This window comes from Campylobacter hyointestinalis subsp. lawsonii, from assembly GCF_013372165.1.
In the GTDB taxonomy this organism is placed as follows: domain Bacteria; phylum Campylobacterota; class Campylobacteria; order Campylobacterales; family Campylobacteraceae; genus Campylobacter; species Campylobacter lawsonii.
In genome coordinates this window covers 880,418-899,816 of the sequence record NZ_CP053828.1, presented here as the reverse complement: position 1 = coordinate 899,816, position 19,399 = coordinate 880,418, and the positions used below count along the sequence as shown (strand labels likewise).

General features: G+C 32.2%; 19 protein-coding genes and 1 pseudogene. 2 read left to right on the top strand and 18 right to left on the bottom strand.

What is annotated here, in order from left to right:
• Nucleotide 1: 1 nt before the first annotated feature.
• The gene (locus tag CHLWT_RS04620) at nt 2-1,171 is read left to right on the top strand and encodes a pyridoxal phosphate-dependent aminotransferase (protein ID WP_112000097.1); all 1,170 of its coding nucleotides are present in this window, start codon (nt 2-4) and stop codon (nt 1,169-1,171) included.
• Nucleotides 1,171-2,154, top strand: a complete 984-nt coding sequence (locus CHLWT_RS04615) for a glycosyltransferase family 2 protein (RefSeq protein WP_112000096.1) — start codon at nt 1,171-1,173, stop codon at nt 2,152-2,154. Before CHLWT_RS04620 ends, CHLWT_RS04615 begins: the two co-directional genes overlap by 1 nt.
• Nucleotide 2,155: 1 nt before the next feature.
• On the opposite strand, the gene mog is transcribed toward CHLWT_RS04615, so the two are convergent.
• The 18 genes and pseudogenes from mog to CHLWT_RS04525 form a co-directional block, all read right to left on the bottom strand.
• A complete protein-coding gene (gene mog, locus CHLWT_RS04610; protein WP_112000095.1) occupies nt 2,156-2,686 on the bottom strand; it encodes a molybdopterin adenylyltransferase in 531 nt (176 codons plus the stop codon).
• On the bottom strand, nt 2,683-4,335 hold the full coding sequence (locus CHLWT_RS04605; RefSeq protein ID WP_112000094.1) for an ATP-dependent metallopeptidase FtsH/Yme1/Tma family protein: 1,653 nt from the start codon (nt 4,333-4,335) through the stop codon (nt 2,683-2,685). The genes mog and CHLWT_RS04605 overlap by 4 nt, the downstream gene beginning before the upstream one ends.
• The gene (gene mtaB / locus CHLWT_RS04600) at nt 4,313-5,557 is read right to left on the bottom strand and encodes a tRNA (N(6)-L-threonylcarbamoyladenosine(37)-C(2))-methylthiotransferase MtaB (protein ID WP_373924808.1); all 1,245 of its coding nucleotides are present in this window, start codon (nt 5,555-5,557) and stop codon (nt 4,313-4,315) included. Before mtaB ends, CHLWT_RS04605 begins: the two co-directional genes overlap by 23 nt.
• Nucleotides 5,551-7,128: a mechanosensitive ion channel domain-containing protein gene (locus CHLWT_RS04595; protein ID WP_111948258.1), complete on the bottom strand. Its 1,578-nt coding sequence runs from the start codon at nt 7,126-7,128 to the stop codon at nt 5,551-5,553. Before CHLWT_RS04595 ends, mtaB begins: the two co-directional genes overlap by 7 nt.
• Nucleotides 7,125-8,159, bottom strand: a complete 1,035-nt coding sequence (gene aroB, locus CHLWT_RS04590) for a 3-dehydroquinate synthase (protein ID WP_151062167.1) — start codon at nt 8,157-8,159, stop codon at nt 7,125-7,127. Before aroB ends, CHLWT_RS04595 begins: the two co-directional genes overlap by 4 nt.
• Before the next feature lie 93 nt (nt 8,160-8,252).
• Nucleotides 8,253-9,491 (bottom strand): RNA polymerase factor sigma-54, encoded by a 1,239-nt coding sequence (locus CHLWT_RS04585; protein ID WP_063998164.1) that lies wholly within the window; start codon nt 9,489-9,491, stop codon nt 8,253-8,255.
• A complete protein-coding gene (gene lptB, locus CHLWT_RS04580; protein WP_063998163.1) occupies nt 9,491-10,219 on the bottom strand; it encodes an LPS export ABC transporter ATP-binding protein in 729 nt (242 codons plus the stop codon). Before lptB ends, CHLWT_RS04585 begins: the two co-directional genes overlap by 1 nt.
• Nucleotides 10,212-10,613, bottom strand: coding sequence for a tRNA (adenosine(37)-N6)-threonylcarbamoyltransferase complex ATPase subunit type 1 TsaE (gene tsaE, locus CHLWT_RS04575; protein ID WP_063998162.1), 402 nt, complete (start codon nt 10,611-10,613; stop codon nt 10,212-10,214). Before tsaE ends, lptB begins: the two co-directional genes overlap by 8 nt.
• Nucleotides 10,597-10,842 carry a S4 domain-containing protein gene (locus tag CHLWT_RS04570; protein ID WP_034961211.1) on the bottom strand — a complete coding sequence of 82 codons (246 nt, stop codon included), beginning with the start codon at nt 10,840-10,842 and terminating at the stop codon, nt 10,597-10,599. The genes tsaE and CHLWT_RS04570 overlap by 17 nt, the downstream gene beginning before the upstream one ends.
• Nucleotides 10,843-10,981: 139 nt before the next feature.
• Entirely contained in the window at nt 10,982-11,296 is a 315-nt protein-coding gene (locus CHLWT_RS04565; RefSeq protein ID WP_034961209.1) for an HU family DNA-binding protein, read from the bottom strand.
• A gap of 710 nt (nt 11,297-12,006) precedes the next feature.
• Nucleotides 12,007-12,222 carry a hypothetical protein gene (locus CHLWT_RS04560; protein ID WP_143211755.1) on the bottom strand — a complete coding sequence of 72 codons (216 nt, stop codon included), beginning with the start codon at nt 12,220-12,222 and terminating at the stop codon, nt 12,007-12,009.
• Nucleotides 12,223-13,163: 941 nt separating this feature from the next.
• Nucleotides 13,164-13,571, bottom strand: a complete 408-nt coding sequence (locus tag CHLWT_RS04555) for a hypothetical protein (RefSeq protein ID WP_112000499.1) — start codon at nt 13,569-13,571, stop codon at nt 13,164-13,166.
• 300 nt (nt 13,572-13,871) lie between these two features.
• On the bottom strand, nt 13,872-14,048 hold the full coding sequence (locus tag CHLWT_RS04550; RefSeq protein WP_170253204.1) for a hypothetical protein: 177 nt from the start codon (nt 14,046-14,048) through the stop codon (nt 13,872-13,874).
• A gap of 228 nt (nt 14,049-14,276) precedes the next feature.
• Nucleotides 14,277-14,577: pseudogene (locus CHLWT_RS09435) on the bottom strand (IS1595 family transposase); the annotation flags it as partial.
• 53 nt (nt 14,578-14,630) lie between these two features.
• The gene (murG, locus tag CHLWT_RS04540; protein WP_112000501.1) at nt 14,631-15,638 is read right to left on the bottom strand and encodes an undecaprenyldiphospho-muramoylpentapeptide beta-N-acetylglucosaminyltransferase; all 1,008 of its coding nucleotides are present in this window, start codon (nt 15,636-15,638) and stop codon (nt 14,631-14,633) included.
• Nucleotides 15,635-16,819 (bottom strand): FtsW/RodA/SpoVE family cell cycle protein, encoded by a 1,185-nt coding sequence (locus CHLWT_RS04535; protein WP_063998157.1) that lies wholly within the window; start codon nt 16,817-16,819, stop codon nt 15,635-15,637. Before CHLWT_RS04535 ends, murG begins: the two co-directional genes overlap by 4 nt.
• 61 nt (nt 16,820-16,880) lie before the next feature.
• A complete protein-coding gene (locus tag CHLWT_RS04530) occupies nt 16,881-17,945 on the bottom strand; it encodes a tyrosine-type recombinase/integrase (RefSeq protein WP_112000502.1) in 1,065 nt (354 codons plus the stop codon).
• A 171-nt stretch (nt 17,946-18,116) separates the two neighbouring features.
• The gene (locus CHLWT_RS04525) at nt 18,117-19,340 is read right to left on the bottom strand and encodes an argininosuccinate synthase (RefSeq protein WP_111985379.1); all 1,224 of its coding nucleotides are present in this window, start codon (nt 19,338-19,340) and stop codon (nt 18,117-18,119) included.
• Between the last annotated feature and the right edge of the window lie 59 nt (nt 19,341-19,399).

Here is a 19,399-nt window from a genome sequence, read left to right as displayed (position 1 = left end):
AATGTTGTCTAAAAAAATAGGAGTGCTTTCAGAGAGCCTAACTATAGCCATAAGCTCAAAAGCTAAAGAGATGAAAGCAGATGGAAAAGATGTCATAAGCTTTAGTGCTGGCGAACCTGATTTTGATACACCAAATGTTATAAAAGATGCGGTAAAAAGAGCATTAGACAATGGTTGTGGCAAATATACGCCTGTCCCTGGTACGCCTGAAGTATTAGAAGCAATCGCTACAAAACTAAAAAGAGATAATGGCTTAGAGTATAAAACAAGCCAAATCATCACAAATGTAGGAGCTAAACACTCTTTATTTAATGTCTTTCAATGTATTATAGATGAAGGTGATGAAGTCATCATAGCGTCTCCATACTGGGTAAGCTATCCTGAGATAGTTAAATTTAGTGGCGGAACTCCTGTCATAGTTCAAACAGATGAAAGTAGTAAATTTAAACTCACAAGTGAAGCTTTAAAAAAAGCTATCACTCCAAAAACAAAAGCTATTGTGTTAAACAGCCCTAGTAACCCATGCGGTGGCGTTTATACAAAAACTGAACTTGAAGCCATAGCAAAAGTTTTAGAAGGTACAAATATCGTTGTTTTAAGTGATGAAATTTATGAAAAACTTACATATAATGGTGAGTTCGTAGCTACAGCTAGTATAAGCCCTGATATGTTTAAACGCACCATAACTATAAATGGTCTTAGCAAATGCGGAGCTATGCCGGGCTGGAGATTTGGATATATGGCTAGTGTTATTGATGATATAAATTCAGCGGTTAAAAAACTACAGAGTCAAAGCACTAGCAATATTTCAAGCATAGTTCAATGTGGAGCTGTGCCTGCTTTGCTTGGAGAGGCGGATAAAGATATAGAGTTTATGCGTTCTAAATTCATAGAACGTCGCGACTACGCAGTAGATGCCATAAATGCCATAAAAGGACTTAATGTAGTAAAGCCTGATGGTGCTTTTTATTTATTTGTAAATTGTAAAGAAGTAGAGCCAGACTCAATGAAATTTTGCAAAGAGCTATTAGAAAAAGCCCTAGTAGCTACTGTGCCAGGCATAGGATTTGGTATGGATGGATACTTTAGACTAAGTTTTGCTTGTGATATGGATAGCATAAAAAAGGGAATTGATAAAATAGCGAAATTTGTAGAAAGTTATAAAAAATAGTGCCAAAAATTAGCGTGATAATCCCTTGCTTTAACGCGGAGAGATTTTTAAAAGAGTGTTTAGAGTCACTGCTAAATCAAAGCTTTAAAGATATAGAAGTTATAGCGATCAATGATGGAAGCAGTGACGATACTCTAAAAATCTTAAATAAATTTGCTAATATCGATAGCCGCCTTGTTGTCATAGATCAGAAAAACAGCGGTGCGAGTGCAGCTAGAAATGCCGGTATAAAATTAGCCAAAGGCGAGTATTTGGCGTTTTTAGATAGCGATGATTTTGCCGCAAAAGATAGCTTATCTAAATTTTATGAAGCGGCAAAAAAATACGATGCCGACACTGTTTTTGGAGATTTTAATACCTACAAAGACGGATATACTACTAAAATAAATAATTATATTTGTGATGGCGGATTACTTGATAAAGAGAGTTTTTTATTTGATTATTTTACTATCAACAATGCTAAAAGCATATTTCCTACAATGTGCGCTAAACTCATAAAAACTAGCCTTATAAAAGAAAACAATCTACTATTTTTAGAAGATATCTTTATAGCCGAAGACTCAAATTTAAGTGCAAAAATACTATGGCTTTCACAAAAAATCGTAAAAATAAATGAAAGCGTTTATAGCTACAGAGTTGGTCTTAATAACAGCTCTAAAAATATGAAATTTAAAAACTTTGAAGATGTTAGAAAATGCGAACTTGACCTGAGAGAATTTTTTTCTAAATTTAAAAAAACAAAAAAACAAGAAGAGTATTTGGAATGCTACTTTTTACATCTTCGCTATGACGCTGCTTTAAGTATAGAACCATATAGCTTTAAAGAGTATCAAAAAGCCTTAGAGTTTGCTTGTGCAGATATAAGATCAGCTTTTAAAAGCAAAGGATTTAAATATCTTAGTTTAAAGCTAAAGATTCTTTACTACCTTTATAGATTTTTTCCAAAATTATACCCAAAAATCATCAAGCTCAGATATAGATAGCCTACTTCTTCTTTGGTCTAAAAGCCTTTATTTTGCTTTCGTCAGTCTGCAAATATGCAGCACCTATTAGATCTAGGCAGTAAGGCACAGCCGGAAATATAGGCTCTAAACATTCTTTTATGGCTTTTGGCTGTCCAGGTAAGTTTATGATAAGGGTTTTGCCTCTGATGCCAGCAGTTTGTCTAGAAAGTATAGCCGTAGGGACGTATTTAAGGCTAGTAGATCTCATAAGCTCACCAAATCCAGGCATCATTTTATCGCAAACTGCTTCAGTCGCCTCTGGTGTAACATCACGTCTAGCAGGACCTGTTCCTCCTGTTGTTAGTATAAGATCGCACTTTATATCATCGCACATATTTTTTAAATTTAAAACTATCTGATCAAATTCATCAGGTATAACTTGGTATTTAAATTCTACTTCGCTAGTTATCCACTGACTTAAGATATCTTTTATAGCAGCACCGCTTTTATCTTCGTAAATTCCAGCACTCGCTCTATCGCTTAAAGTAAGTATTCCGATTTTTGCTTTCATTGATCCTCCTTTATTATATTTTTCATAGTTTGTATATCTATACTCTCGTTATTAAAAAGATAATTGCTCACTTTAAATAGCTCTGCTTGTATTTGCCCCATAAACTCAAGCATATCTTTATAGCTAGCACATAGCAATGAGCTAACTTCGGCATCATTTGACGAAAACTTTTCATTCATAGAGTAGTCAAAGATCAGCTTTCTAGCAATCTCTTTAGCAGCAACTAAATCCAAATTTGAGTTTGTGTAAAGCTCATTTTTATAAACTCTAAGCGCAGCCATACCAGCTAGTAAAACTTTTATCTTTGATAACAAAATAGTTTTTGACTCTAAAAAATCATCACTTTGTAAAATATGATCTTCTAAAAGAGAGATCCGTTCAAATTTAATACCGAATTTATAAGCCACAACCGCTCTTGCAGCTTTATATAAAGATTGGATCTCTTTTTCATCTTTGCTTAAAGAATGTAGTTTTTTCTTTCCAAAAAGCACCCTATTTTTAACTTCGTTAAAATCGTCTTCATTTAAAAAATCTCTTTTATTTCTAAAAGCATTGATAGCAGCTTCATTTGTCAAAGTCGCAAGCCCTGCTCCGCTAAAACCTGTAGTATTCATAGCTAAATTTACTATATCTACTTGATGCTTTTTATCTTTAAGATATGATTCTAATATAGCCGTTCTATCTTTAAGATCAGGAAGTCCTAAAAATATACGCCTATCAAAGCGACCACTTCTAAGCAGAGCTTCGTCTATAACATCTATCTTGTTTGTTGCTGCTATGACTATGACTCCGCTGTTGTCTTCAAAGCCGTCCATTTCAGTAAGAAGCTGATTTAAAGTGGCTTCTCTCTCATCACTTCTACCACCACCCCTTGTCTTTCCTGCAGCGTCTATTTCGTCGATAAATATGATACTAGGAGCGTAAGCTTTAGCTTTTGCAAATAGCTCTCTTACTCTTTTTGCACCCATTCCGACATAGATCTGCACAAAGCTTGCTCCACTTTGGTAAAAAAATGGTACATTTGCCTCTCCTGCGACTGCTTTTGCCACAAGCGTTTTACCGACACCAGGAGGTCCTACCATTAACACGCCTTTTGGCATTTTAATACCCAAATCTTTATACGCTTTTGGATTTTTTAAGAAATCAACTATCTCCATAAGCTCAACTTTTACTTCGTCTATCCCAGCAACATCTTTAAACATAATATTTGAAATAGAAGGCGTTATGGCAGATGTGACCATAGAGCTTAAATCATCTTGTGGCAAACTATTTTTAGTCTCTTTTGGTAAGTCTTTTTTTATAAATTTAAAACCAAAAAAGGCAAAAATCAAAGATGCAAAAAACAAGATCCAAATAAAAATATTAAAATCTCCAGATGATTTTATAGCCACTTTTTGACCAAGTTCATTTAAATTTATAGAATCTTTAAGAACGCAATAACTCCTACTTCCAACTTTAAGTATGACTTCATCGCCATCTACAACCGCATTTTGGATAGAATTTGACTGCAAAAGATTGTCATACTGCATCAAATTTATATTTTTAGGACTATTGCGAACTGCTACAAAAGTAAGCAATAAAAAAAGTATGATTCCAACTACTATAATTATATTTTTTTTATTTAATTCAAATTTCTGCATAATTGACATCACTTTTTACCTCATAATTTTCGATTTTAATCCACTCTTTTGAAATATCATTGTTAGATTTGATCTTTATCTTGTTATAAAACTGATCAAATCCATCGTAAAGCCCATTTGCTTCTTGCTTTTCAACTAAAATTTCAAGAGCTGTTTTGACTTTTTTTCTAAATTCAAAATTATTTACGCTAACAATATCCTTTAAAATATTTAATCTTTTTTTCGCAGTTATACCATCTACATCCATTTTCATCTGTGCTGAAGTAGTGCCACTTCTAGGGCTATAGATAAAAGCGTGAAGATGAGTGAGTGGAAATTTTTTAAAATTTATTAGAGCCTCATCCCATAACTCCTGGCTCTCTCCTGGATGCCCTACGATAAAATCAGTCCCCAAAGCAAAACCTAAATTTGAAAGCTCATTAAAAAGTTCAATATCTTTAAAAGCTTTATTTCGTCTTTTCATAATATTAAGCATTCTTTGGCTTGTATGCTGAAGTGCTATATGTAAGTGTTTTTCTAGCCAAGTTTCGTGCAAAATTTCTTTAAAACTATCATCTATCTGACTTGGTTCTATACTGCCAAGACGAATTCTTTTTATGCCATTTATCATTCCTAGTTTTTGCAAGAGTTTTCCTAAACTAGAGTTGTTTGTATGGCCGTAACTTCCTATATTTGTGCCTGTTAGGACTATTTCGTTGTAGCCATTGTCAGCTAGCGTCATAGCTTCTTTTAAAATGATCTTCTCATCAATACTTCTGCTAGAACCTCTAACTGAAGGTATGATGCAATAACTACATTTAAAATCGCAACCTTCTTGAATTTTTATAAAAGCTTTTGTGTGATTTTCATAGTTGCTAATTATATTTTTATCTATAAAATTCAGATCTCCAAGCTCGAAAAATGGTTTATCTAAATTTAAAAAATCATTGATTTTTGATTTATGACTTGCTCCAAGTACGCCAAAAACCGAACTATTTTTAAATAGTTCTTCGCCTTTGCTAACAGCACCACAACCGGTCAAAATAACCTTTTTGCCACTCTTTTTCATACCATTTACATAGCTTCTTACTCCGCTATCTGCACCATTAGTTACAGTGCATGAATTTACTATGATGATATCGGCTAGATTTTCGTCGTTTGTGATAGTTGCATTTTTAATATAGCTTTTCATAAGCTCGGTGTCGTAGATATTTGTCCTGCAACCAAAGGTTTTAAAATATACTTTCAATATAATATTTCCTTACTAACATCTGGTAAATTTCTTAGTTGATCAGTAGGTTTTGCGCCAAAATAAAGTGTCTGAGTAGGGAAAGCTATCTTTATATCGTCTTCTAAATTTAGGGCTTCTACTATCTCACTGCTTATGGTACTTCTAAGAGCCAAAGCGGCGTATGAGTTTGTCATATACCAAACACTTATATTTATACCATAAGGCTCAAAAAAGCTATAAATTCTAGGCTCCACGTTTGGATTTTTGATGCTATACTGATCTCTTAGCTTATTCATCTGCTTTTTGGCTATGTCGGTATAGCCTTTTGAGTATTTTCTAGTGATATTTTTGATGATATACATAGCTTTTTTATGATTACTATCAAAACTAAGCATTATATCTATACCATCCCACACAGTTTTCATACCGCTATGAGTATAATTTGCAATGAGTTCTGTAAATATATAGTTATTTGGTATAAAAACTATACGCCCGCTACGTCTATTTGTGCGGTAGGTGGTAAGCGTGATATCTTCATATATAGTCATTCTAAGCAAACTTATATCGATGATATCGCCTACATAATCGCTATTTTGATAACGTACTCTTATGCGATCTCCTACGTGAAAAGTACCGCCAAAAATGATAACGCTCCAGCCAAGCAAACTCATAAACATATCTTTCATAGCAATAGCAAGACCAGCCGAAGCAAAACCTAAGATAGTTACCATATAGCTTACATTTTCTATATAAGCAAAAAGTAGAATAAAGATAATAATCGTGAAATTTAAAACATTTATAAATTTATTTATAGTATAAATTTTTTGATTATCGGAAATGTATTTTTTAGTTATAATCTTACATAAAAATCCAAGCAAACTCACTATAATGATAGACAAAACTATACTAAAAGCCTGTTTTATCTGATCTTTTACTTCTAAACTAGCTCTATTTATGGCTTCATCAAGCTTTTTTTGATACACACCAAATGTCGTAGTAGCTATGTCTTTTGCTATTTGAAACTCATTTATTTCTCTGCGTACTTCATATAATTTTGATGAGTTTAGACTTGTTTGATTTAGATCATAAAGCTCTTTAAACAAAATCTCTTTTTGCCTGAAAGATTCTAAAGCGTTTTCTAGCTGAAATAGCCTATTTTGATAGTCATCTTTTTCATTTTTTAGCTTTTTTATATATGAAAAACCGCCTATTAAGGCCACTGGGTTTGTTATTTTCCCTATCTCCTCGATATCAGGGACTACTAGCATACTTTGAAACGGAGATTTTTCATACTCTTTTAGAAATTCGATCTGCTCTTTTAAACTAGAGATTTTAGTCTTTAGCTCATCTATTTTTTGTATATCTTTTTTATCTGCCAGCTCTAGCTCAGATCTTACTCTTGTTATCTCTGTTAGCAAATTTTGATACGTGTTGTAGTTTGAATACCTAATAAGCCAAATATTATTTTTTAGTTTAGCATCATAATCTTTTATCTTGAGATTTATCTCTTCTATTTTATCTGTTTGGCTACTATTTGTTTCTGCAAAAACATTAAAAGCCACAAAGAGTAAAAGAACGATCAGCCGTTTCATTTAAATTCTCTCAAAGTGTCTAAAACTATCTCTTTAGAGATATCGTTTTTCATACAAAAATCCCCGATACCTTTTGGTAGTATAAATTTAATCTTGCTATTTTGACTTTTTTTATCTAAGAAAAAAGCGTTGTAAAACTCAAACTCATCTTTTATCTCATACGTCACAGGAAGTCTAAATTTACAAAGTAAATTTTTTACCATTTCTAACTCATCTTTTGAGATAAGCCCAAGTTTAAGAGCCAAATGATTTGCCATATTTATACCGATCGCGACAGCTTCTCCGTGCAAAAACCCTGTATAATTCGTCTGCATTTCTATAACGTGGGCAAATGTATGACCGTAGTTTAACACCGCTCTTATACCGCCCTCTTTTTCATCTTTTGCTACTACTGCGGCTTTTAAACTTACGCATTTTGCTATGACATTTTTTAGGGCTTCATCATCATTAAGATCGCTATTTTGCATAAAATAAAAAAGATCTTTATCAAACATAACAGCCATCTTTATAGCTTCTGCAACTCCTGCGCTAAACTCTCTAGAAGGCAGTGATTTTAAGAATTTAGTTTCGCAATAAACAGCGCGCGGTTGATAAAATGTACCGATGAGATTTTTACCAAATTTATTATTTATCCCTGTTTTGCCACCCACGCTAGCATCTACTTGAGCTAAAAGCGTAGTAGGTATATTTATAAATTTAATTCCACGCTCATAAATGCTTGCTACAAATCCGGTCATATCGCTTATAACTCCGCCACCAAGAGCTATTAATGTGCTACTTCGCTCAAGTTTAGATATGAAAAGCTGCTCTAAAATTTGCTCTATACTAGAAAGATTTTTGTATTGTTCGCCATCAGGCAGAGTAACTACAAAAATTTCATCGGCTTTTATCAAATTTAAAATATCTTTAACATATAGTCCGCCGACTTTTGAGTTTGTTATGATTGCAACTTTACCGCCGATATTAAGGGCTTTTAGCTCATCTATAAAAACTGGGTAACTATTTTCTTTTAAATCAATATTGATTTGCATATTTTCCTCTTTGTAATTTTTATAATTATTGTATCAAAATCACATTAAAACATAGATATCTATTTTAACTAAAATTTATAAACACTATCAGAATTAAGCATTTATAGCATATATTTTTTTTCTCTCATTTGAGCTTGCTATGCCTAGCATTTTTCTATATTTTGTTATGGTTCTTCTAACTAGCTTTATATCAAACTCTTTTTCTATAGAGTTTAAAATACTCTCATCGCTTAGCGGTTTTTGGCGATTCTCGTTTTTTATAAGATTTTTTAAGAATTCTTTTAAAGCAGCGTTTGATATCTCTTCACTAGCAGCAGCAGCAAAAAAACTCTTAAGCGGCACAACTCCTCTTTGCGAACTAATAAATTTATTTTGTATGGCGCGACTTATGGTTGAAGGATTTCGCCCAAGGTCATCTGCGATGTCTTTTAGCTTCATAGGTTTTATATCGCCACCAAAAAAATAGTCATACTGATACTCTATAATCATAAGTCCTATCTTATAAAGAGTAGATTTTCTCATCTCTAAAGCATCAATCAAGTCTTTTGCTTCTTTGATTCTAGAAGATACAAAATCACATTTTTCATCTACGCCATCTGCATCGATAATTATATCTGGATAATACTCGTCATTTATTTTAACCTCTATAGATCCATTTATGTTATAAACAAAGATATCTGGGATAATCTCTCTTTCATCTTCAAGATACTCTATAGCAGGCGGATTTTTAAATTTTTTTATGATCTTTAGTGCTGCTTCATAATCTTTATCTTTTGTATAAGAGCCAATATTTTCCATATCGCAAATGATTGTTTTTGCTAAAGCATAAATTTTTTCATCATCACACAATTCTTCAAGTTGAAACAAAAAACTCTCTTTGTAGTCTTTAGCACCAACTCCAGTCGGCTCAAGATATGCAAATCTCGCTCTGATACGCTCTACTTCGTCTATACTAAATTCTTTTAAAATTTTATCGTCCCACTCAAAATACCCTTCGTTGTTTATACATTCGATGATTAAATTTGCTATTTTGCAAGACTTCGTAGTTGGAAAAAGTGGAGCATTGATCTGAGAATAAAGCTTTTCATATAAGCTTTCATGATGTAAAGCTTGGCTTTCTAAGCTTTCATTTGGCGAACTTTTATAAAGCTCATTATAAAAGTTTTTAGGAAATCTACTTTTGTTTTGTTCGATACTAGCAAATGGATTATCTTTAATAAACGGCTCCAAAGCCTCTTTTAGCTCATCAACTGGTGCTTGAAGTATCGGTAGCCAACTTCTTAGAGTTTGGTTTAATTTTACTTTTTGAGTGAGCTTTTGTGTAAGTTTCATTAGTCTAAAAGTTTAAACTCTTCGCCAAGATAGTGAGTTCTGACAAGTTTGTTATTTGCGACCTCACTAGAAGTTCCACTAGCAAGCAAGCTTCCACTTTTTATGACATACGCTCTATCACAAATAGCCAAAGTCTCCCTAACATTGTGATCTGTGATAAGTATGCCAATTCCTAGCTTCTTTAGATCTTTTATAATGCTTTGGATATCAGCGACTGCGATAGGATCAACTCCTGCAAAAGGCTCATCAAGAAGCAAAAACTTAGGCATAATCATAAGACTTCTAGCTATCTCTGAGCGTCTTCTTTCTCCGCCACTAAGACTAAGTCCTTTTCTAGCTCTAATAGGCTCTATATTTAACAAATTTAGCATTTCGCCGACTTTGCGATCAATCTCTTCTTTATCTTTATAAAAAATTTCAGCCGCTAAAGTCAAATTTTCTTCTACACTTAGATCCTTAAATATGCTACTTTCTTGCGGAAGATATCCTATGCCTTGTCTAGCTCTTTTATGTAGTGGCGTTTTTGAAATATCTATATCATCAAGATAAATACTCCCGCTAGTTGGTGAAATAAGCCCACATATCATATAAAATGTAGTTGTTTTACCAGCGCCATTTGGACCTAAAAGCCCTACTACTTCTCCACTTTTTACATTTAGAGAGATATTATTTATAATTTTAGTTTTTTTGATAGTTTTTTTTAAATTTTTTACTTCAAGTTTATGCAAAGCTCACCTCGTAAATTCTTTTATTTTCTTTAGCCGTGATATCTACTATGCACACGTCAATACCATATTTTTTAAGCAAACGTATCAAATTTTCATCACCCCATTCAACTATATGAAGTCCATCTTCAAATAAATTTTCAAATAAACCATTTGCTTTTAGACCATCAAAACCATTTTGATATATGTCGTAATGATATATATTTTCATAATTTTGCATTATGCTAAATGTAGGCGAAGTCACGTCTGCTTTAATACCAAAAGATGCGACTATAGCTTTTGTAAGTGTAGTTTTACCGCTTGCAAGGTCTCCTCTAAGCACGATAACGCCAGTCTTAGGAAGCTTTTGTACTATAGCATCTAACTCATCAAGCCCAAGCTCAAATACACTTTGCATATTTTTCTTGCTCACTTTTTGGTACGGTTTTTAAATTCGGTATCCCTACGACTTCGTAATTTACAACTCTAGTAAGAAAAGTTATGGTTATCTTATCCCCTACTTTTACCTCTTTGCTAGGTTTAGCAACGACTCCATTTACTGATACGACGCCACTTTTGCACATATCTTCGCTTATAGCTCTTCGTTTTGTGATATTTACGGTATTTAAAAATTTATCTATTCTCATAAGGTTTATTTTAACTAAATTTGGCTGAATTTTTCATTGATATCGTTGGAATTTTAGTAATTTTAAAGATGAAATTATGGTGATAAAAAGTAAGTCTAAGTAAAAAAATCCCTCCTTAAAGAAGGGATTAAAAATCAGATTATTTCTTTTTAGATGCACATTTTGAACTACCGCAGCTAACTTTAGCTACTGCATCTTTAAGGTTTTTTCCTACTTTGAATTTAACAGCTTTTTTAGCTGGAACTTTGATCTCTTTGCCTGTGCTAGGAACTTTTGCTGTTCTAGCAGCTCTTTCAGTGATACCAAAAGTACCAAAACCAACAAAAGTTATACTATCACCTTTAGTTAGTACTTCGCTAATGCTTTCTAAAAAGCCATCAAGTGCAAGTTCAGTATCTTTTTTTGTAAGACCAGCTTTAGAAGCGACCAAGCCAACAAATTCTGCTTTTGTCATTTCAAATCCTTTGATTAAAAAATTATAGCTAGTATTCTACACTATTTTTTAACCGAATTCAAGTATTTGGGCAGTTTTTGACTATAAATTTAGATAAAAAATGAATTTTTTATAAAAATATACTAAAACAGCCAAAAATAAGCGTAAAAAGATTTAAAGAGATAGTTGCAAGGCTTAAATACTTAGAAAAAAGCAGTTTTAAATTTCGTTTTTGATAAAATATTATATGTTTTAAATGGGTAAAATGACAAGCGAAGAATTAAAAGCGTTTTATAGAAACTTCGCTTCGCTTGTTTTGTAAAGAGCGAAATTTAACTTAATAAAGAGTTGGCGGAGAAAATAGGATACGGCGAGGGAGCTATTAAAAACGCAAAACTTAAACGCATCGAATGTCCTTTTATAAATATATGGTAAATGCTACTTATTAAATGGCAAAAATGCATAATGTTTAAATATCTTCTTTAGAATTTGGCAAAAATAGCATTGCAAAACTTATTATAAACGCACCTACAAAAAAGCCCATTACAAAGCACTCAAGGTAATTCATTTTTTGCCTTTTTGTTTTCTTGCAGTCGTAAATCATCTAAATATGCTTTTGGGTTTAACCAAACATATAAAGCTCATCGTTAAAATATATGGCTAACTTTTCTCCATTCAAGCCATCGTAAAATTTGGTGCGCTCTACTTTGCAATTTGTAAAGTCAATCATTCTAAAATATACCTTTTCCAAGTTTAATTAAACTAATACAAATAGAAGTTATCCAAAGAGACAAAACAAAAAACGCCCAAAATTTTGCGTATCCATAAATATAATCAACAATGTCGTCTCCAAGCCATTTCTTTACTTTACAAGTAATGCCAATCTTATGAAATATCCAAAGCGGAAGAAGAAAAAATAGCGGAACGATAAGTGTAGGTATTATCAATATAAAACCTATAATGTTTTTATGAACAACTCCATATTTGACAAGAATTGTTAATAGTATAAAAATCGCAAATGGGGCAATCATCCAAAATATTTTAGGTTTAAAACTTTTTTCAAAAATTTTTTCTAGTCTCTCTTTCAAATTCACTAGTCCGAACTCCAAATTCTGCTATCTCCGCAAGTTTTCTTTGTCTATCGTGCATATTTTTCACCTCATCTCTCCTTTAATTTATTAGTATAATTATAACCAAAGAAACTATAATAGATGCTTTAACTATAATTATTGGTGCCATACCAACAATTGGATTCATAGCTAAAGCAGTTATTGGGACTATACTTCAAATAGCTAGTGATGCAACTAAAAGCCTTGTATCTTTAATTTTTACTCAATGGATGTTAGAAGAAATGGTAAAAGCAATTCCCGTAGTTACAGTTTGTATTGCTAGTTTAATTGCTTCTATAGGTTATATTGTATCTTTATGTAAATACTTTTATATATCGCCATTTGTGGTAGCTTTTGCTCTTAGCACTAAACAAGTAGATAAAATTACTTAATTTTTAATTAGTGGTTTAACTATTTTTCTCCAACCAATATTGATAGTGCTATTTATCTATTTATCTCTATTTTTAAATACCTTAATATCAGAATTCTTTATTTTAATTAGTTCTGAACAATTCAATGCAATACCACTAAATATGGCAGACCCTTCATCTATCATCAAAATTGGAGTAATAAGAGAATTAATTATTATTTTAGGGTATCTAGCAAGTTCATATATTATGTGGAAACTGATTATATCTGGACATAAATGGGTAATGGACTTGGTCGGTGTAAATACTCAAAATGCTAATTCTATTATGGATAATATGGTTAGTAACTTAGAAAAAAGAAGCTTTATATAAGTATATAATACACTCCCCACGCATTTAAGCGTGGGTTGTTTAGAACATTGTAACTCCAGCTAATCCAATAAACAGACCAGATATATATACAAACAATATAAACCATAAGAAAAAAGATACTAACTGATTAAGAAACTTATACCACAAAAGTTCATCATCAACATACTTATCTTGTTTTTGAATTTTAGATATTTTATAATATAATATAAACTTTAGAATAAATAATATAGGAACACAAGGCATCGTTAAAACAGCGATAGGAATACCAAATACACCCTTACCATCGAAATAAAAAACAAAAGACAACAGTATTGTTACTGCAATTGGAGAAATAATCCAAAATTTTTTAATTTTGCCAAATATTTTGAAAAAATCTTTTCTCAATCCTGTAGCCATATCAGATAATCCATATATTGCTTGTTTATCCTCGTGTGAAAATAATGCCATATCAATTCTCCTTTAATAATTTATATAATAAAAATTTTTAAAAAAATATACCCCAAACCCTAAGAACCAATGAAGCAATAAGACAAAATATAAAATATACAACCATATAATATACAATTTCTATAATTTTTCTTATTCTTTTTGCTACTTTCCCATCATTATCTTCTACTTCATATAAAAAGTCATAAAATTTAAAAAAAAGATATTATATGCAATCGCACTTGATACGATAAAACCCAAAATACCTATTATTGGTGCAAATATTAATACACCCCACATATCAGTTCTCCTTTAAATAATTTATATAATTATAACCAAAATATCATTAATTAGTCGCCTTTTTTGTAGCTTTTTACCCTTTACTTCTACTTGGTCTGATTTTAATACATTTGGTTCAAAATCACCTACAAACCAACCACGAATCATACTATCTAAATTATCGATTTTTTCTTTTTCATATCCTATTACTACGCTCAAAAAACAATAAAATCAATATAATTTTATATTTAAATGGAAAATTATATTATATTGTATAAATTTAGCTTTTCTGTTGTCTAGAATATTTAATGCTGATTATATCTAATTTTAGTTTTTAATCAAAATTTCAAAAAAACGCAGTCAGAGTAAATTTATATTAATGATAATATTTCTATCTGTAAAAATGATGGAACTTTTGAAGCTTTGGTTATCAATATTATTGGAGTTCTTATTACTGCGTTTGAGTAAGCCAAACACAGGTGTTTTACCATTTGCACCACGACATCTTTTACTACAGCTTTAAAATAGCTCTCATCTATTTCTGTGCTAAATTTGCTTATTTTTTCACACTCATTTGCCATTAAAATATAAATTTATTTGAAAATTTTGATAAGCTTTGCCTTGAAATTTAGCTAAATTTAGAGATTTTATTTATCTCTAAATCTTTGCAAAAATAGTTCAAAATTTCTCTAAATTTGGTTTGTGAAATTTTTGAATTTTTTATGTATTTATTTTTCATCTTTGTCATAGCAACCAAAAGCTAATTTTATTATGCTTTTGATTTGCTTGACCCAAATAAAATTAATCACTTAGAATTTCGTCTATGATTTTTTTAGCGCCATTTTGACAAATCATATCTTTAAGGTGAAGCGAAATCCGATTTATATCCATTTTTAATATGATATTAAGTATATGTTCGCTACTTGCATCTTTTTGTTCGCAAATAGTAGCTAGCTTTTTATCTTGCAAAAACTTAGCGTTAAAAAACTGATGATTTTTAGCAGCGTATGGAAAGGGTATAAAAATGCTAGGAAGTGCGTTGGCTACTAATTCCCAAAGAGTACTTGCCCCTGCCCTACTTACGCAAATATCTGCTTTAGACATAAAGTGCTCAATATTTGGACTAAATTTAAAAAGCTCCACTTTGATACCTAAATTTTCATAAGATTTTTGCAGACTATCAAAATCTTTTTCTCCGCATTGATGGATAATGTTGATATTTTTTTGATCTAGTCTCGGCGCCAAACTTAAAGCCAGTGAATTTATAAAACTAGCTCCCCCAGAACCGCCTAAAAAAATTACCGTTTTTAAATCATTTCTTACCCTAGAAACAGCAAAAAATTTCTTATCCACCGGATAATCATAAGGATTATTTCCATACGAACTAAAAAATTTTGCACAAAAAGGCTTTAAAATTTGATTTAGCCTTCCGCAAATAGCATTTTGCTCATGTATAAACAACTTTTTTCTAAAAAATATAGCCGCAAATGAAGCAGGAGCAGAGCTGTATCCACCAACACTAATCACCAAATTTATATTATGTTTTTTAAAAATTTGACCGCATTTTATCGATAATTTTAGTATATTTAGTAAGCTAGCTAGCTTGCTTATGCCTTTTTTATTTACTACGCCACTACTTGATAAAAAGTACTTAAATTTAAAAGTATTGTCGTTTTCAAACCACATCTTATCTTGACCTCTTGATGAGCCTATAAATACTATTTGAAAACCCCTATTTTGTAGCTCTATAGCCAAAGTCTTTGCTATGGCTAGATGACCGCCCGTGCCCCCACCTGTGATCGCTATCATGATAAATCCGCCTTTTTACTGATCATTAAAACCATTCCTATACCAACGCATAGTGCTAAAACAGAACTTCCTCCATAGCTCAGAAATGGTACCGCAATACCTTTTATAGGCGTGATAGAAGTAATACCATAAGCGTTCATCAAAAACGCTAGTGTGATGATAGAGCCAATACCAAGAGCAAATAGATGATAAACTTTATTTTTGCTTCTTGATGAAACTTTAAATATCCTATAAATGATATAAATCATAAGATAAGTTATAGCTAAAATTCCCACAAAGCCTATCTCTTCTGCGATACCTGCTAAAACAAAGTCTGTATGCACTTCACTCAAAAAACCGAGTTTAAACGTACCATTTCCAAGTCCAACACCAAAAAAACCACCATGATATATGGCATTTAAAGAGTGGGTTATCTGATAAGGCTCTTCAGCGTCACTTATCCGCATAAACTCAGCAATATTACTAGGCAAAATAGATAGTATAAAGTCTTGATTTGTCACCCACCATGACTGAAAACGCCTGATTCTGTGAGGTTGAGATATGATAGCAAGAACTACAAGTATGATACCAACTACGCCTATAGTTCCAAAAAACTTTTTGCTAGTCCCAGCAAACGTGGCTAGTATCATCAAAACTAGAGTTAAAACGACGACTTGTCCTAGATCTTTTTGTAATATAGCTATCAAAAATACAGCCATACCAAAAAGTATAAAATACGGAAAAAGTATCTTAAACTCATCTTTAAGACGTTTTTTATTGTTATCTATTTTTCTAGTAAAACTCCAAGCTAGAAAAAATACAAAGCCTATCTTGAAAAACTCAACCGGAGATAAAGATATGCCCCCAAGCCTTATCCATCTCTTTGCTCCACCTGTTACAGGGACTAAAGAAGCGGGTAAAAACTGCATAATAATCATAAGCAAAAATGAGCTAAAAAATATAAAAAACCCTATGACTTCAAAAGTACTTAAATTTCCAAGTATGATTCTATTTGGATTTAGTCTTGATATAAACCAAATGATAAAAATTCCCAACATTCCAACTATTAGTTGCCTTATAAAAAAGTGGTAACTCGCATAATCTAAATATAAAACCGTAAATGCAGATAAAGAAAGCGAAAATACGATCCCGATTGCGATTAGAGCACTGATAGCATAAAATAATTTTGTATCGGCGAACAAATTTGTCCTTATTTAAATTTAGGGGTAAATTATACTCTGATTTGGCTTTAAAATGAATAAATCAGAGTTCATTTAGATCTTCGGCTACTTTAGCAGCAAGCTTGAGTTTATCGCTATCAAAGTGAGTATATATCCTAGAAGTATTTAAGCTAGCGTGACCAAGAGCTTCTTGAACTAAAACAAGATCTTTTTGTTTTTTGTAGAGCATAGTAGCAAACGTGTGGCGAAGCATATGAGCGCCGTTTTTTTCTTTGCGGATTCCTGCTTTAAAAAGTATCTGCTCGACTATACGACTTATATAAGCTTGTGTGAGTTTGGTGCCTTTTTTATTTACAAAAAGATATCCGTCTTGATTTATGTAATTTATAGCTATATTTTGAAGATGCTCTTCTATGAGATGCCTTTTTATCATAACTACGCGGTATTTATTTCCTTTGCCACGTATTCTTATGATAAATAGATCTCCATCTTCACTAAGATCTTTTCTTTTTAAATTTAGAGCTTCACTTACACGAATTCCTGTAAAAATAATAAGTTTTATGATAAGTTTATTTCTGTTTCCATTTTGCTTAAAATCAGCTTCATCTATGGCTTTTAAAAACTCTTTTACTTCATCTTCGCTCATAAACTCAGGCAGTTTTTGCCCTTTGTTTCCTGTGATTCCGCCCCAATTTTTAAGCTCGATATTAAAAAGATGAGCTTTACCATCTTCTTCATTTTGTTTTTCTATAAACTCAAAAAAATTTATCACGGCGATACGGTAGTTTTTCTTTGTAGCGTCGCTAAGATTTCCAGTAGTACTTGCTAAAACTTCGCTTATGAGCTCTTCATCTATCAAAGTTAGGCTTGTTAATTCATAAAATTTAAGTACTTCATAAATCTTTTTTAATGGATTAAAATAAGTATTTATACCAGTAAGCCCTGCATTTCTAGCCTTTTTTGCTAGACCATCAAGTTCATCTATGTTTTTTACACCTTTTGTAAGTGCAAAATTTACCGAAGCAAGAGCGGAGCCATCTTGAAGTTCTTTGTTTGAGAGTGAGTTTAGCTTATACTTGACAAAACGAGTCAGCCAAAACAAAAATGAGCTTTCAAAACTCTCTTTACAATCTAATTTGTATTTCATAATTTACTAAAATTTACTCCAAAATTTATGCTAAAAACTCATTTAAATTTATTTCAAATTTAAGATAAAAATAGCCTATTTAGACTATTTTTATTTAAACTTTATAAAACGTTTTTAAATTTTAATACAAATTTAATAGGTAAATAACCATTCTTGATTATTTGCTTTTTGCTAAAATTTACGTCCATTTTTTCCAGCGATTATAAAGCGTAAAGCGTTAAGTTTTATAAATCCATTCGCGTCTTTTTGGTCATAAACGCTATCTTCTTCAAACGTGCAGTAGGCTTCGTTAAATAGATTATCGGTCTTACTATCCCTGCCTATTACTATAACATTGCCCTTATAAAGCTCAACCCTAACACTGCCATTTACGTTCTTTTGACTCTCATCTATCGCAGCTTGAAGCATTTTACGCTCAGGCGAAAACCAGTATCCGTTATATACCAAACTAGCATATTTTGGCATAAGTTCGTCTTTTAGATGCGCTGCTTCTCTATCCATAGTAATGCTCTCTATGGCTCTATGAGCTTTTAGCATTATAGTGCCTCCTGGGGTTTCATAACAACCCCTACTTTTCATACCTACATAGCGATTTTCTACGATATCAATACGTCCTATCCCGTGTTTTGCGCCAAGTCTGTTTAGCTCTGTTAAAATTTCATAAGGCTTCATAGTTTTACCATTTATCGCAATAGGATCTCCGTTTTTATACTCTATTTCGATGATTTCGCTTGTGTCAGGAGCATTTTTTGGACTGACACTCCATCTCCACATATCTTCTTCGGGAGCGTGATTTGGATCTTCTAAAACAAGTCCTTCATAAGATATATGAAGTAAATTTGCGTCCATAGAGTATGGAGATTTACCTTTTTTCTTGCTTATATCAATGCCATTTTTCTCTGCATACGCTAGAAGTTTTTCACGGCTATTTAGATCCCACTCTCTCCAAGGAGCGATAACTTTGATATTTGGATTTAGGGCGTAAGCTCCTATCTCAAAACGAACTTGATCATTTCCCTTGCCAGTAGCACCGTGACTTACACAATCTGCTTTTGTTTTAGCAGCTATCTCAACAAGACGTTTTGCGATAAGTGGACGAGCGATAGATGTGCCTAAAAGATACTCGCCCTCATACAAGGCATTTGCTCTAAACATAGGAAATACGAAGTCTCTTACAAACTCTTCACGTAAATCCTCTATAAAGATATTTTCAGGTTTTATACCTAAACTTATAGCTTTTTTGCGAGCTGGCTCTACCTCTTCGCCTTGACCGATATCGGCTGTGAAAGTCACAACTTCACATTTATACTCATCTTGTAGCCATTTTAAAATGATACTTGTATCAAGTCCGCCGCTATAAGCTAAAACAACTTTTTTAACATCTTTCTTTTGCATCTGCTGACCTTTGTGTAAAATTTCTAAAAATTGTAGCTAAAAATTTATAAAGGCGAAAT